15 protein-coding genes are annotated in these 12,773 nt (G+C 70.9%); 5 read left to right on the forward strand and 10 right to left on the reverse strand.

Going from position 1 to position 12,773, the window contains the following annotated elements; translation table 11 throughout:
* Positions 1 to 2 precede the first annotated feature (2 nt).
* The 4 genes from P5P86_RS16345 to P5P86_RS16360 all read right to left on the reverse strand — a co-directional run bounded on the left by P5P86_RS16345 (position 3) and on the right by P5P86_RS16360 (position 4,084).
* Positions 3 to 992 carry a glycosyltransferase family 2 protein gene (locus P5P86_RS16345; RefSeq protein WP_280608511.1) on the reverse strand — a complete coding sequence of 330 codons (990 nt, stop codon included), beginning with the start codon at positions 990 to 992 and terminating at the stop codon, positions 3 to 5.
* Complete coding sequence (locus P5P86_RS16350) at positions 989 to 1,957, reverse strand: glycosyltransferase family 2 protein (RefSeq protein ID WP_280608512.1); 969 nt, start codon at positions 1,955 to 1,957, stop codon at positions 989 to 991. The genes P5P86_RS16345 and P5P86_RS16350 overlap by 4 nt, the downstream gene beginning before the upstream one ends.
* A gap of 76 nt (positions 1,958 to 2,033) precedes the next feature.
* Positions 2,034 to 3,476: an LCP family protein gene (locus P5P86_RS16355; protein WP_280608513.1), complete on the reverse strand. Its 1,443-nt coding sequence runs from the start codon at positions 3,474 to 3,476 to the stop codon at positions 2,034 to 2,036.
* 101 nt (positions 3,477 to 3,577) lie between these two features.
* The gene (locus P5P86_RS16360; protein ID WP_280608514.1) at positions 3,578 to 4,084 is read right to left on the reverse strand and encodes an acyl-CoA thioesterase; all 507 of its coding nucleotides are present in this window, start codon (positions 4,082 to 4,084) and stop codon (positions 3,578 to 3,580) included.
* A 24-nt stretch (positions 4,085 to 4,108) separates the two neighbouring features.
* On the opposite strand from P5P86_RS16360, the gene P5P86_RS16365 reads away from it, so the two are divergent.
* The 3 genes from P5P86_RS16365 to P5P86_RS16375 are packed head-to-tail and all read left to right on the forward strand — an operon-like array spanning position 4,109 to position 6,534.
* A complete protein-coding gene (locus P5P86_RS16365; RefSeq protein ID WP_280608515.1) occupies positions 4,109 to 5,374 on the forward strand; it encodes an LCP family protein in 1,266 nt (421 codons plus the stop codon).
* A complete protein-coding gene (locus P5P86_RS16370; protein ID WP_280608516.1) occupies positions 5,371 to 6,246 on the forward strand; it encodes a crotonase/enoyl-CoA hydratase family protein in 876 nt (291 codons plus the stop codon). The genes P5P86_RS16365 and P5P86_RS16370 overlap by 4 nt, the downstream gene beginning before the upstream one ends.
* A gap of 36 nt (positions 6,247 to 6,282) precedes the next feature.
* Positions 6,283 to 6,534: a hypothetical protein gene (locus tag P5P86_RS16375; protein WP_280608517.1), complete on the forward strand. Its 252-nt coding sequence runs from the start codon at positions 6,283 to 6,285 to the stop codon at positions 6,532 to 6,534.
* A gap of 43 nt (positions 6,535 to 6,577) precedes the next feature.
* Here the strand turns inward: P5P86_RS16375 and P5P86_RS16380 are convergent, their stop codons facing one another.
* Both P5P86_RS16380 and P5P86_RS16385 read right to left on the reverse strand, forming a co-directional pair.
* A complete protein-coding gene (locus P5P86_RS16380) occupies positions 6,578 to 7,963 on the reverse strand; it encodes a GntP family permease (RefSeq protein ID WP_280608518.1) in 1,386 nt (461 codons plus the stop codon).
* Position 7,964: 1 nt separating this feature from the next.
* Complete coding sequence (locus P5P86_RS16385; RefSeq protein ID WP_280608519.1) at positions 7,965 to 8,462, reverse strand: gluconokinase; 498 nt, start codon at positions 8,460 to 8,462, stop codon at positions 7,965 to 7,967.
* 142 nt (positions 8,463 to 8,604) lie between these two features.
* Between P5P86_RS16385 and P5P86_RS16390 the strand changes: the two genes are divergently transcribed.
* Entirely contained in the window at positions 8,605 to 9,357 is a 753-nt protein-coding gene (locus tag P5P86_RS16390) for a FadR/GntR family transcriptional regulator (protein WP_280608520.1), read from the forward strand.
* Here P5P86_RS16390 and P5P86_RS16395 read toward each other — a convergent pair.
* Both P5P86_RS16395 and P5P86_RS16400 read right to left on the reverse strand, forming a co-directional pair.
* A complete protein-coding gene (locus P5P86_RS16395) occupies positions 9,354 to 10,112 on the reverse strand; it encodes a dienelactone hydrolase family protein (RefSeq protein WP_280608521.1) in 759 nt (252 codons plus the stop codon). The genes P5P86_RS16390 and P5P86_RS16395 overlap by 4 nt on opposite strands.
* Positions 10,113 to 10,245: 133 nt before the next feature.
* Positions 10,246 to 11,067: a hypothetical protein gene (locus P5P86_RS16400; protein WP_280608522.1), complete on the reverse strand. Its 822-nt coding sequence runs from the start codon at positions 11,065 to 11,067 to the stop codon at positions 10,246 to 10,248.
* 122 nt (positions 11,068 to 11,189) lie between these two features.
* On the opposite strand from P5P86_RS16400, the gene P5P86_RS16405 reads away from it, so the two are divergent.
* Positions 11,190 to 11,633, forward strand: coding sequence for a CoA-binding protein (locus P5P86_RS16405; RefSeq protein ID WP_280608523.1), 444 nt, complete (start codon positions 11,190 to 11,192; stop codon positions 11,631 to 11,633).
* Here P5P86_RS16405 and P5P86_RS16410 read toward each other — a convergent pair.
* Entirely contained in the window at positions 11,611 to 12,516 is a 906-nt protein-coding gene (locus P5P86_RS16410; RefSeq protein ID WP_280608524.1) for a hypothetical protein, read from the reverse strand. The two genes, P5P86_RS16405 and P5P86_RS16410, sit on opposite strands and share 23 nt — an antisense overlap.
* Positions 12,517 to 12,589: 73 nt before the next feature.
* The gene (locus tag P5P86_RS16415; RefSeq protein ID WP_280608525.1) at positions 12,590 to 12,760 is read right to left on the reverse strand and encodes a hypothetical protein; all 171 of its coding nucleotides are present in this window, start codon (positions 12,758 to 12,760) and stop codon (positions 12,590 to 12,592) included.
* Positions 12,761 to 12,773 lie beyond the last annotated feature (13 nt).

A 12,773-nucleotide genomic window follows, 5' to 3' on the forward strand; every position in this document is an offset into this window, starting at 1 on the left:
GGTCAGTCTACGGAGGCGGTGGGTACCTGCCGCATTCCCCGCGCCGACCGTACGGCGGAGATCACGTTGCCGGCCTCGCGCCGGCCCCCGCGAACCGGGCTCAGCAGCACCACCAGCACCATGATCAGCCACGGTTTGAGCCGCACGAGCGGGTTCTCGCCGTACCGGAGATGGACGACGAAGAGGTTGCGGTACATGTAGAACCCCTTCCAGCTCGACAGGTCGTGCTGCTGGCTGAAGTCGAGCTGGCGGACCAGCACCGCGTCCCGGATCGCCCAGATCTCGAAGCCGGCGCGTCGCGCGCGCAGGGCGAAGTCGACGTCGTCGTAGAAGATGAAGAAGCTCGGATCCGGCAGCCCGACCGCGTCGATGACCCGTCTGCGGACCATGAAGCCCTCGAAGGCGACGTTCTCCAGCCGGACCCGCGCCGGCATCTCGGCACGGGTCGGGTAGGTGGAGACGACGCTGGCGCGCTTGGGCTTGATCGCCAGCGGGTTGGCCAGGTCGAAGCGGGTGGCGGCGAGCTCGATCAGCGTGCCGTCGGTGTTCTGGCGCACCGCCATCAGGCAGTCCTCGTCCTGCGCGAGCAGGACCCCGAGGCAGTCGGGTGCCGGGACGACGTCGTCGTCCATCAGCCAGATCCGGTCGAAGCCCTGCTCGTAGGCGGCCTGCACACCCCTGTGGAACCCGCCGGCGCCACCGAGGTTCTCCGGCATCGTGATGACCTGCCGCCTTGCCGCGGCAGCGTCACCGGCAGCGTCACCGGCAGCGTCACCGGCAGCATCACCGGTGGCCCACGCGGTGAGCACCTGGGCGGTGCGGTCGGTCGAGGCGTTGTCGACCACGACCACGGCGTCGGCCGGGTGCTCGAGGCGCCCCAGGCCCTCGAGCATCACCGCGAGCAGATCGGCGCGGTTGTACGTGACGACCACGATCGCGACGCTCTCGGTCGCCGGGTCCGACGCGCTCCCCGGGCTGGTCGAGGGGCTCACAGATACCTCCGATGGCCGGTGAAGTCGCCGCGCAGCGCCGCCCACCAGGCACGCACGCTGAGCAGGAGCCGCCTCGGTTCGCGACGGGTGAAGGTGTAGAACCACAGGGTCTTGGCGACGAACGCCAGCGCATGCGGCCAGCCCTTGTAGTCGCGCAGGTTGAGCAGGTTGTTGCGTGCCATGCAGTAGTGCTTGAGGTCGCTGGGCGTGTGGTTGTACGTGGTGCGGCCGCCCAGCATGGGCGTGCCGAGTGCGCCGACGGCGGGATGCCTGACCTGCGCGTCCACCACGGTGGCGATCCGGGCCCCGGCAGCCTCCGCGCGCAGCCGGTACTCGTGGTCGTCGCCCCAGATGAAGTACTCCTCGCGCGGCAGCCCGATCCGGGAGACCAGCTCGCGCGTGACCAGGACGCCGTTGAACGGGATGACGATGCCCTCGATCCGGCCGCCCGCACCCGCGGCGTTCCGGACGTCCGCGAGGTCGTGCACCACCCGCGTCCCTCCGGGCAGCCGGATCGGGAAGACCAGCCGGTCGGGTTTGGCCCTGTCGACGACGACCGGCCCCCAGAAGTCGAGTCCACCGCGTTCGTCGAGCTCGTCGGCACGCAGCAGGCGGGCGAGGCAGTCCCGCTGCGGCAGGCCGTCGTCGTCCATCAGCCAGGCGAGGTCGGCGCCCCGCTCCATCGCCCAGGCCAGCCCGTCGTGGAAGCCCCCCGCCCCACCCCGGTTGGACGTCAGCGTCCGCGCCAGGACGGGCACCGCGCGGTGCTCGCTCTCCCCCGGAGAACCCGTCGCACCACCCTCGAGACCGGCGAGCCACTCGCCGGTGCCGTCGCTGGAGGCGTTGTCGAGGACCAGCACCTCGTCCAGCTCAGCGACGGTGTCGAGCCGCTCGAGCAGCTCCTGCAGCAGGGCGAGGCGGTTGTAGGTGACGACCACGGCGGTGATACGGCGAGGCTGGGTCACGGCGCTCACCCTACGGTCTCGCGCCTGGTCGTCCAGAACCGTCGGTGCTCGCCGCGGTCCTGAGCGGAGGGCAGCCTCAGCAGGCACCCGCGAGGTCGTCGGTCTGGTTGGCGACGTACCCGGTCTTGAGCGAGCCGTAGGAGCCCTCGGTCATGACGTCCTTGGTGGGCGCGGTGCCGGTCGAGGCGGACGGCTTCTTCGCCGCACCCTTCGCCCCCGTGGACTTCGGCGCGGAGGCCTTGGGCGCCGGCGCGATCGCGGCATCGATGGCTCTGCGGATCGTCTTGATCTTGGGGTTGCTGGTGTTGACCAGCGGCGGCACCAGCGAGAGCGTCGAGATCTTCTGGGACTTGGCCTTGAGCGCCAGCTGCGCGAAGTGGTCCACCTCGCTGGTCGGGATGTCGGTGGTGAAGAGCGCGGCGGAGGCCTTGGCGATCTTGCCGAAGTGCTTCATCACCGTGGCCGGGCTGACCTGGTGCAGCATCGCGTTCATCACGCACTTCTGCCGGGCCATCCGGGAGTAGTCATCCGAGGTGGCGCGGGAGCGGGAGTACCAGAGCAGCTGCTCGCCCGTCAGCTTCTTCACCCCGGGCTTGATCCAGCCCGTGACGGCACCGGTCTTGCCGATCGCGATCGGCTGTCGCACGTTGATCGTCACCCCGCCGATGGCGTCGGCGAGGTCACGGAACCCGGGCATGTTGATCATCGCGTAGTAGTTGATCTTCAGGCCGGTGATCCCCTCGATGCCCTCCATCGTGGCCTCCACGCCGGGCTGGTCGAAGGACCCGAAGAGCGCCTTGTGGTCGGCGGCGTAGGTGGAGAGGCTGTTGAGCTCGCAGGTGGAGCAGTTGTAGCCGTGCGGCCACTGCTTGGCCAGGATCGAACCCTTCGGGAAGGGGAAGTTCATCATGTTGCGCGGCAGCCCGATCAACACCGTCTTGCCGGTCTTCGCATCGATCGAGGCGACGGTCATCGAGTCGGTGCGCAGGCCCCAGCGGGTCACGCCGGAGTCGGCGCCGATCAGCAGGACGTTGTAGCGACCGTCCGCCGCGTCCGAGACCGAGTTCCCGGCGAACATCGCCATCACCAGTCCTCGCTGCACCCCGACGAGGTGGGCGCTGAACAACAGCACCGCCGACATGCCGAGCGCGACGACACCCGTCACGGAGACCGCCGCGCGGCGGTGGCCCAGGGCCAGGGTGAGCGGCTGGCTGATCCGCCAGGCGTCGAAGAACAGGTACACCCAGCCCACCGCGGCCGCGATCAGCGCGAGCCGCAGTGCCAGCAGCATCGACGGCGTGGTGGCCGCCCAGAACGCGAGCTCGTGCCAGAAGACCGCCACCACGAGCGAGAGGAAGCCGCCGGTCAGCACCAGGATCCACACCCGCAGGGCGATCCGTCCGACCCGGCGGTCGCCGGCCGCGAGCTGCGCCGAGCCGGGTGCGATCAGCGTCATCGCCATCAGGGCGAGGGCACGCCGGAACCTGACGCGGGCGGCGCGCTCTTCGATGGACCGCATGGAACCGGCCTTTCGTGCTCTGCGGGGAAGGACAGGCCCGGCCAGTATCTCCAGCCACAGCAGTCACATGCGTCACGACGCGCCGGGGACCCACCCCGACCTCAGGCGTTCCGTCCCCGCAGGATCTCCTCGCGCTTGGCCAGCCGGTGGGCACGCCGGATCTGCGCCTCGCGCCAGCGCCGGTGGTCCTCGGCGCTCTCCAGCAGGAGGGGCGGAACCTCCCGCGGGGTGCCGTCGGGGTTCAGCGCGACCATGACGAAGTACGCCGAAGCGACGTGCACACCGCCGACGCTCGGATCGCTGTGCGGCTGGGCCTCGATCCGGACCCCGACCTCCAGCGAGGTGCGGCCGACCCAGTTGACCCGACCGTAGGTGTGCACGATGTCGCCGACGTGCACCGGCGCGATGAACACCATCTCGTCCAACGCCGCGGTGACGGTCTGCCCGCCGGCGTGCCGGCTGCTGACGGCACCCGCGGTGGAGTCGGCGAGCTTCACGATCTCGCCGCCGTGGATGTTGCCGGCCAGGTTGGCCTCCGCAGTGCGCATGAGCACCGCCAGCGAGACCTCGCCGTACGTGGTGGGGCGTCGCGGATCGGCTCCGTTCATGGCGCGCACGGTACCGTCTCCGCCATGCCCGACCAGTACGACTGGCTCTTCGGCAAGGGCAAGGGCTCCTCGCCCGACCCGTCGAAGCAGCCCCAGCCGTCCCAGCCCACGAGCCGCCCCGACGGTACGCCCGCGGGCCGGCCCGTGCCGCCGTCCGACGACGCCACGCGTGCGATGCCGGTCGACGACCGTGAGGCGCGTCGCGCGCGGGTCGGCGCCTCCTACAGCGCGAACAGCGGCTCCCGGCCCCCGACGCCGCCGACTCCCCCGCCGCTGGCTCCCACGCCGGGCGACCCGGGTACGGCGGGGCGTCGCGGCCCGCGCCGCTTCGTCAGCTTCAAGACCGCCCGGCGCGTCGTCTACGTGCTGGTGCTGGTCTACCTCGTCAGCATCGTGTGGGTGGGTCTCGGTGTCGCGAACGCGATCGTGCGGGTCGACTGGGAGCCGAAGGGCACCCGGCCGGCGGACCAGCCCGGCACCAACTACCTGATCGTCGCGAGCGACTCGCGCAAGGGCCTCTCGGCCAAGCAGCGCAAGAAGCTCAGCACCGGTGACGCCGCCGGCCAGCGCACCGACACCATCAAGATCCTGCACACCGGCAGCGGGCCGAACCTGCTGATGAGCATCCCGCGCGACTCCTACGTCCCCATCCCGGGCTACGGCAGCACCAAGATCAACGCCGCCTTCGCCTACGGCGGTCCGCAGCTGCTGGTCAAGACCATCGAGCAGGACACCGGCCTGCACATCGACGGCTACGTCGAGATCGGCATGGGCGGCCTGGTCAACCTTGTCAACGGCGTCGGCGGCGTCACCATCTGCCCGACCAAGGCCATGAACGACCCGCTCGCCGGTCTGCACGTCAAGGCCGGCTGTCAGCACGCCGGCGGCGTCAAGGCGCTCGCCTACTCCCGCTCCCGGCACGCCCAGACGCTCGGCGACATCGGCCGCGAGGAGGCCCAGACCGAGGTCATCGGGCAGATCGGCAAGAAGGCCGCCGGCCCCGGCACGCTGCTCAACCCGTTCAAGCTGCACCGGCTCAAGAAGGGCACCTCGGGGATCAGCGTCGGCAAGGGCATGAGCACCGTCCAGATGGCCCGGTTCGCGCTGGCGATGAAGTCGGTCTCGGGCGGCAAGGCCCTGACCTGCGGCATCCCGATCTCGGACCTGTACGTGCACTGGGACAAGACCCGCGCGCTGAAGCTGATCGGCTACCTCAAGGCCGACAAGACCTCCACCATCCCCGCGGGCCTGTGCACGGCCTCGGGCCTTCCGAAGTCGGTGACCGGATGACCGCGTACGAGACCCTCGCCGTCAGCATCGACGACGACGGCATCGCCACCCTGCTGCTCGACCGGCCGGAGAGCCTCAACGCCTTCGACCTCACCATGGCGGCCGAGCTGCGGCAGTTCTTCGAGCAGGACGCGTACGACGACGCCATCCGCGCGGTCGTGGTCACCGGCGCCGGCCGTGCGTTCTGCGCCGGCATGGACCTGTCGGCCGAGGGGAACGTCTTCGGCCTCGACGAGTCGCTCGACCCGACGCCCGAGTCGCTGCGGGCCCACCTCGACGACCCGGCCTGGGACGCGGGCGTGCGCGACACCGGCGGTCAGGTGACGCTGGCGATCCACCGGTTGCCGAAGCCGGTGATCGCAGCGATCAACGGCGCCGCGGTCGGCATCGGCGCCACCATGACCTGCGCGATGGACATCCGGCTGGCCTCCACCGCTGCCCGGATCGGCTTCGTCTTCGGGCGGTTGGGCATCGTCCCCGAGGCGTGCTCCTCCTACTTCCTGCCGCGCATCGTGGGCATCCCGCAGGCGCTGGAGTGGATCTACACCGCCGATATCCTCACCGCCGAACAGGCGCACGCGGGTCGGCTGGTGCGCAGCGTGCACGAGCCGGACGAGCTGCTGCCGGCGGCGTACGAGCTCGCCCGCTCGTTCGTGCGCGGCCACTCCGCCGTCGCGCTGGGGTTGGCGCGCCAGCTGGTCTATCGCAACGCCGCCGAGACCGACCCGTTCGAGGCGCACCTGGCCGACTCGCTCGCCATGTGGCACACCTCGGTCGGCGACGGGCAGGAGGGCGTGGCGGCGTTCCGGGAGAAGCGGCCGGCGGCGTTCACGGGTCGGGCCTCGGCGATACCGCGGATCTTCCCCGACTGAGTGTTTGTCCGAGCCGGGCCACGGCTACCGGACGGCATGAGCCTGAACCACCCTCGGGAAGAGAACAAGCTGGACCTCGGCGGCGTACCGGCCGAGGAGGACGTCTCCGCAGCGGACGCCGCCGAACGCGTCGACCAGGACCCGGAGGAACAGCCGAACTTCACCGAGGAGCACGGGCAGCGCACCCAGGTGAACCAGCCCGAGCCCGACTCGGATCCGGCACCGGAGACCGGGCCGGACCGGGAGGAGTCGATCGAGCTGGACAAGCCCGAGTACGACGACGCCTGAGCCGGACCGGCCCTCCGAGCGGGCATCGGCCCGGCTGTCCGGGCTAGACGACCAGGTTGAGCAGCAGCACGACGCCGAGGCCGACGACCGAGAGCACCGTCTCCATCAACGACCAGGACTTGATCGTCTGCCCGACGGACAGGCCGAAGTACTCCTTGACGAGCCAGAAGCCGGCGTCGTTGACGTGGGAGAAGAACAGCGAGCCGGCGCCCACCGCCAGCACCACGAGCGAGAGCTCGGTGTTGCCCGCGCCCTGGACCAGCCCCGTGACCAGCGATGAGGCGGTGATCGTCGCGACGGTGGCCGACCCCGTCGCCAACCTGATCAGCACGGCGAGCAGCCAGGCGAGCACCAGTACCGACAGGTGCGCGCTCTTGGCCCAGTCGGCGAGCTGGGTGCCGATGCCGGTGTCGACCAGCACCTGCTTGAAGCCGCCACCGGCCGAGACGATCAGCAGGATCCCGGCGATCGGTGGCAGAGCGGCGTCCATCACCGAGGACAGCGCCGACCGGTCCATCCCGGCCGAGCGGCCGAGGGTGAAGAACCCGACCAGCACCGCGATGAGCAGGGCCACCAGCGGCGTACCGAGGATGTCGAGCACCTGCTGCACGCGCTGGCCGGGGTCGTCGATGACGATGTCGGCCAGCGACTTGCCCAGCATCAGCACCACCGGGAGCAGGATGCTCGCCAGCGTGACGCCGAAGGACGGGCGCTGCTCGGACGGCTCGTCGCGGCCCTCGAACGTCGTCGGCGCCGGGACGTCGACCCACCTCCCGGCGATCTTGCCGAACAGCGGGCCGGCGACGACGAGGGTGGGCACGGCGACGATGATGCCCAGGCCGAGGGTCAGCCCGAGGTCGGCGTGGAGCGCCTGCACGGCGGTGAGCGGACCGGGGTGGGGCGGGACGAAGCCGTGCATCGCCGAGAGCCCGGCCAGCGCCGGGATGCCCACCGTGATCAGGGACAGCCCGGAGCGCCGTGCCACCAGGTAGATGACCGGCATCAGCAGCACCAGGCCGATCTCGAAGAACATCGGCAATCCGATGATCGCGCCGACGAGCACCATCGCCCAGGGCAACACCCGGGTCGAGGCGCGTCCCACGATGGTGTCGACGATCTGGTCCGCGCCGCCGGAGTCCGCCAGGAGCTTGGCGAACATGGCGCCGAGGGCGATCAGGATGCCCACGCTGGCGGCGGTCGATCCGAAGCCGGTGGAGAAGCTGGTGACCACGTCGTTGAGGTTCTGCCCCGCGGCCGCTCCCACCACCCCGGCGCCGAGGATCAGGGCGAGGAAGGGGTGGACCTTCAGCCAGGTGATCAGGCCGACGATGACGGCGATGCCCGCCAGGGCCGCCACCAGGAGCTGCCAGCCCGCCGCGACCGGCTCGACCAGGGAGGTCGCCGCCAGGGCGACCGGAGAGGCGATCATGTCAGTGCTCCTTCGCGAGCTGGTCGACGTACTGCTGGACGAGGTCGTCGACGCCCTGGTCGATGTCGAGGGTGGTGCCCCGCTCGTCGGGCTGCAACGGTTCCAGGGTGTGCAGCTGCGAGCTGAGCAGGGACGGGGGCATGAAGTGGCCCGGTCGACCGGCCATTCGGCGGGCCAGGACCTCGGGCGTTCCGGCCAGGTGGAGGAACGCCACGTCGCGGGCATGGTGGCGCAGCCGGTCACGGTAGCTGCGCTTGAGCGCCGAGCAGCTCATCACGCCGCCGGCGGGGTGGGCCGCGAGCCACTCCCCGATCGCATCGAGCCACGGCCCGCGGTCGTGGTCGTCGAGCGGGATACCCGCACTCATCTTGTCGATGTTGGCCTGGGGGTGGAAGTCGTCCGCATCGGCGAAGGGCACCCGCAGGCGCTGCGCCAGCGCGGCTCCGACCGTCGACTTCCCCGAACCCGACACGCCCATCACGACGAGCAGCTGGCTCATCGGGACCTCCTTCGATGGTGGTAGCGGCGCATCACCTTGTGCCTCGCATCACACCGTTCATGGATAAGTCATATCATTCGTGTCAGAAACCGCCAAAGGCATGCCTATTCCGCCGTGCGATGCCGACTGACATGATGTGAGGGTGACCAGGACACCCGATCGCCATGCGACGGTGCTCGATCGCATCGGCGCCGAGATCACGGCAGGGTCCCGGCCGGTCGGATCGGTGCTCACCCTGGAGGGCATCGGCGCGGAGTACGGCGTCTCGCGGAGCGTGGCCCGCGAGGCCGTCCGCGTCCTGGAGTCCATGGGACTGGTGGCCAGCCGTCGGCGGGTGGGCGTCACGGTGCAACCGCGCGCCGGCTGGCAGCTGTTCGACCAGCGCGTCATCGCCTGGCGGCTCGAAGGCGCCGACCGGGCCGCGCAGCTCGTCTCGATGGCCGAGCTGCGCCGCGGGGTGGAGCCGGCGGCGGCGGCGCTGGCAGCACAGCGGGCCGGTCCCGAGCAGTGCCGGACGCTGGCCGCTGCCGTCTCCGACATGGTCGTGACGGGCCGCCGCGGCGACCTGTCGGCGTACCTGGAGGCCGACCAGCTGTTCCACCGCACGCTGCTCGATGCGAGCGGCAACGACATGTTCGCCGCGCTCTCGGGTCTGGTCGCCGAGGCGCTGGCGGGGCGGACGCATCATCACCTGATGCCCTCGCTGCCCAACCGCGAGGCGGTCGACCTGCATGACGAGGTCGCCCGCGCGGTGCGGCACGGCGACGCCACCACCGCCGAGCGCGCGATGCGCGCCATCATCGACGAGGCAGCGGCCGCCGTGACCGCTCAGTTCGGCTCGGAAGCCGGGTCCGAGGCCGGCTCCGAGGCCGGCTCCGGGGCCGGCTCGGCCTAGCCGAGGCGGCGCTGAAGCAGCGCCTTGAGCTCGGTGAGGTGACGCTCGTAGCTCGGCTCGTGCCAGGAGGAGGTGTCGCTCATCGTGTAGCCGTGCGGCGCATCGGGGTAGATGGCGCTGGTGTACGTCGCTCCCGCCGCCTCCAGCGCCTTGTCGAGCTCGGCCGCGTTCTCCGGCGTCAGGGAGTGGTCGTTCTCGGCGTGACCGAAGACGTACTCGGCCTCGCTCGTGACGACGGTGTGCGGGCTCTGCGGGTCGTCGGTCACCAGGCCGCCCCCGTGGAAGCCGCCGACCGCCACCACGGTGCCGGGGAACTGACCTGCTGCACGGATCGCGAGCCGCGCGCCCATGCAGTAGCCGGTGGCAGCGAGCTTGGCCTCGCCCGCGCCGGCTTCGGCCAGCAGCGCCTCGAGCCGCTCCACGTAGGCCGCTGTGTCGCGTGCGGCCAGGTCCGGCGTGAGGTTGGCGATGTACTGACCGACGTTGGAGGTGGCGAAGAACGCTTCGCGCTGCTGCGGATCGCGCAGATCGCCCGTCGGCGCCAGGTCCGCCGCCCTGCCCTCCCGGTAGAAGACGTGCGGTGCCAGGACGAGGTAGCCCCAGGAGGCGATCTCGTCGGCCATCTCGCCGATCCGGGGACGCAGCCCGATCGCGTCCATGAAGAGGAGCACGCCACCCTTGGGCGTGCTGTCGGGTCGGGCGACGTACGCCTCGGCGGTGCCGTCGCCGGCGGGGATCTCGATGAGCTCAGCCATGGACCCGACGGTACCGGAGACCGTTAGCGAGGCTAACGAGGGGTCGAGGGCGCACCGACGGCATGACGAAGGGCGCGCCTCCCGCGGGAGACGCGCCCTTCGAGGCGTCGATCCAGTGCTCAGAGAGCCTGGGTCACTTCACCTTCACCTTGACGGTCTGCTTGAGCGAGCCGACCGAGACGACGATCTTGTTCTTGCCCTTCTTCAGGCCCTTCTTCACCTTCAGCGTGGCGGTGCCGTTGGAGAGGGTGGCCTTGCCGACCTTCTTCTTCTTGATCTTGGCGACGACCTTGCCCGTGAGGGTGGTGCTCGTGACCTGGATCTTGACGGCCTTGCCGGCCTTGACCTTCTTCGGCGCGGTCGCCAGGACCTCCGGCGTGACGGCGATCGAGCCGAGCGACACCGGGGTGGACGAGTCGGCGACGCAGGACACCGTCGCGCCACTGAGGGTGGCGGTGACGGACGCCGGCAGGCTGAACGCGTTGGCGCCCGCCGTCTTCGGGGTGAAGGACGCGAGCGTCCCGCTCGCGTTGACCGTCGCAGCGGCCGGCGGCGTGCTGGCCGGGATCGTCTGGTCGGGGATCGTCAGCTTGGAGGCGACGGCCTGCGCGCCGAACTTGGCGTTGCCGTTGACGGAGCCGCTGATGTGACCGCCGAAACCGCCCGTGATGATCGCGCTGACAGCCGGGGGCACCGTGATCTTGGCGGTGATCGGTGTCGCCGGGACGGTCTTCAGGCCCGGAAGGGTGCTGGGGAACGCCGGGATGGCGTAGGCCGCCGTAATGGTCTGCGTCGTGGGCTGACCGCCCAGAAGCGGGCCGAACTGCGAGAGGTCGCAGTTGTAGTTGACGGACACGGTGGCGGCATCAGCCGTCGTCCCCGTCGCGGCAACAAGACCCGTGGCGCTGATGGCGGCAGCCGCACCGAACGCTGCGGCCTTCGAAACAAACTTCATGGAGTTTTCCCTCTCCGTTGAGAACGTGCCTCCCAGACACGGACGCCCTGAAGCGGGCGCTCGCCGAACATTACTCGACAGTAGTGGCACAGGTCACTTCATACCCCGGATACCGTTGGTTCATGAGCCGTTGGGCCGACCAGGACGACATCGACTTCCTGCTCGACGACACCGAGACCTGGGCGGTGGTGGGACTCTCGGGCGACCCGACCCGCACCGCCTACGAGATCGCGGCGCTGCTGCAGCGGCGCGGCAAGCGGATCGTCCCGATCCACCCGGCTGCCGCCGGCGGCGACCTGGTCGTGCTCGGCGAGCGGGCCTACCCCACGCTCGCCGACGTGCCGATGCCGATCGACGTGGTCGACGTCTTCCGCCGTTCCGAGGCCGCCGGGCAGTTCGCCGACGAGGCGGTGGCGGTGGGCGCCAAGGGTGTCTGGTTCCAGCTCGGCGTGGTCGACGAGGCCGCCTACCGGCGCGCCACCGCCGCCGGCCTCCGGATGGTGATGGACACCTGCCCGGCGATCGAGTGGCGGCGGCGCGGCGTCAGCGGACGATCCGCAGGATGAGCCGGCGTGTCATCGCGGCGCCCCGGACCTTGAGCCGATAGCGGCCGACCGGGAGCGACGCGAGCCGAACGACAGCGCGCCCGTGCTCGAGCCGGCCGACTCCGAGTCGCCGACCGGCGCCGCGGACCACCACCCGCCCCGTCGCAGGAGTCCCGGCAGCCGTCGCGGCCTGCACGTGCACCCGCGCCCGCCGTCCGCGGTGGACCACGGCGCGGGCCAGCCAGGCACGCAGCTTCGGCCGCGACGCAGCCGTCGTCGTAGCGCCTCCGGCACCGTCCTGTGTCCGCACGATCGGCGGGTGCACCGGTGTGACGGTGGTGTCGGTGCTCGCCGGCCCGACCAGGATCGTGCCGAGCACGTCGGCGCCCACGTCGTCGATGGTGCACGCCAGCGAGCCCAGGACACCGCCTGCCACCTGCAGGGTGAACGAGGACGGTGCGGTGATGGGCAGGGTCGAGCCTGCGGTGGCGCCGGCCGGCAGGGCGAAGGCGGGCAGGTCGAACGCTCCGGAGTCGTCCAGGCTGCCGGCCACGCTGAGCTCCTCCGCGATGCCGAAGCTGAGGTCGCTGACGGTGGAGAGCGGCGAGAGCACGTCGCCGGTCAGCCCGGCGACCAGCGGCGCCAGACCGGTGCCGATCGTGAGCGCGCTGACCTTCGTCCCCAGCGGCACGGTGACCTGGTGGAGAGCCTCGAGGTGCAACGGCACCCTCCCGGCCGGCACGAGGCCGAGCAGGGCTGTGCTCGCGCAGGTGTAGTCGACCCCTGCGTCGCCATCCGGCACCGAGGCCGACGCCGGCACCACCGTCAGGGCCGCACTCAGGGCCGACGCCAGGGCGACGGCTGCCAGCGCGCCCGAACGAGGGCGCGCGCGTAGAAAAGTCATGGTTCCCCCCATGACTCGCGGATCGGCGGCGATCGGCCGAGTCTGAGGGAAGCGGGCCGGCTCCGCTGTCGGGCTACACCGGCTCGGGCTGTGTCTGCGGCCCCGGGGTCGCCGGCCCGCCCGGAGCGCCCGGCTCGGGCGGGATGACGTCCGGGTCCGGCGGATCGGTCGTCGGGTCGGGGATGGCCGGGGCGTCGGGGTCCGGGAAGGGCTCCGACCCCGGCTCGAAGGGTGCGGTGGTCATGCCGTCCGGTAAC

This window comes from Nocardioides sp. BP30 (assembly GCF_029873215.1).
Classification (GTDB): domain Bacteria; phylum Actinomycetota; class Actinomycetes; order Propionibacteriales; family Nocardioidaceae; genus Nocardioides.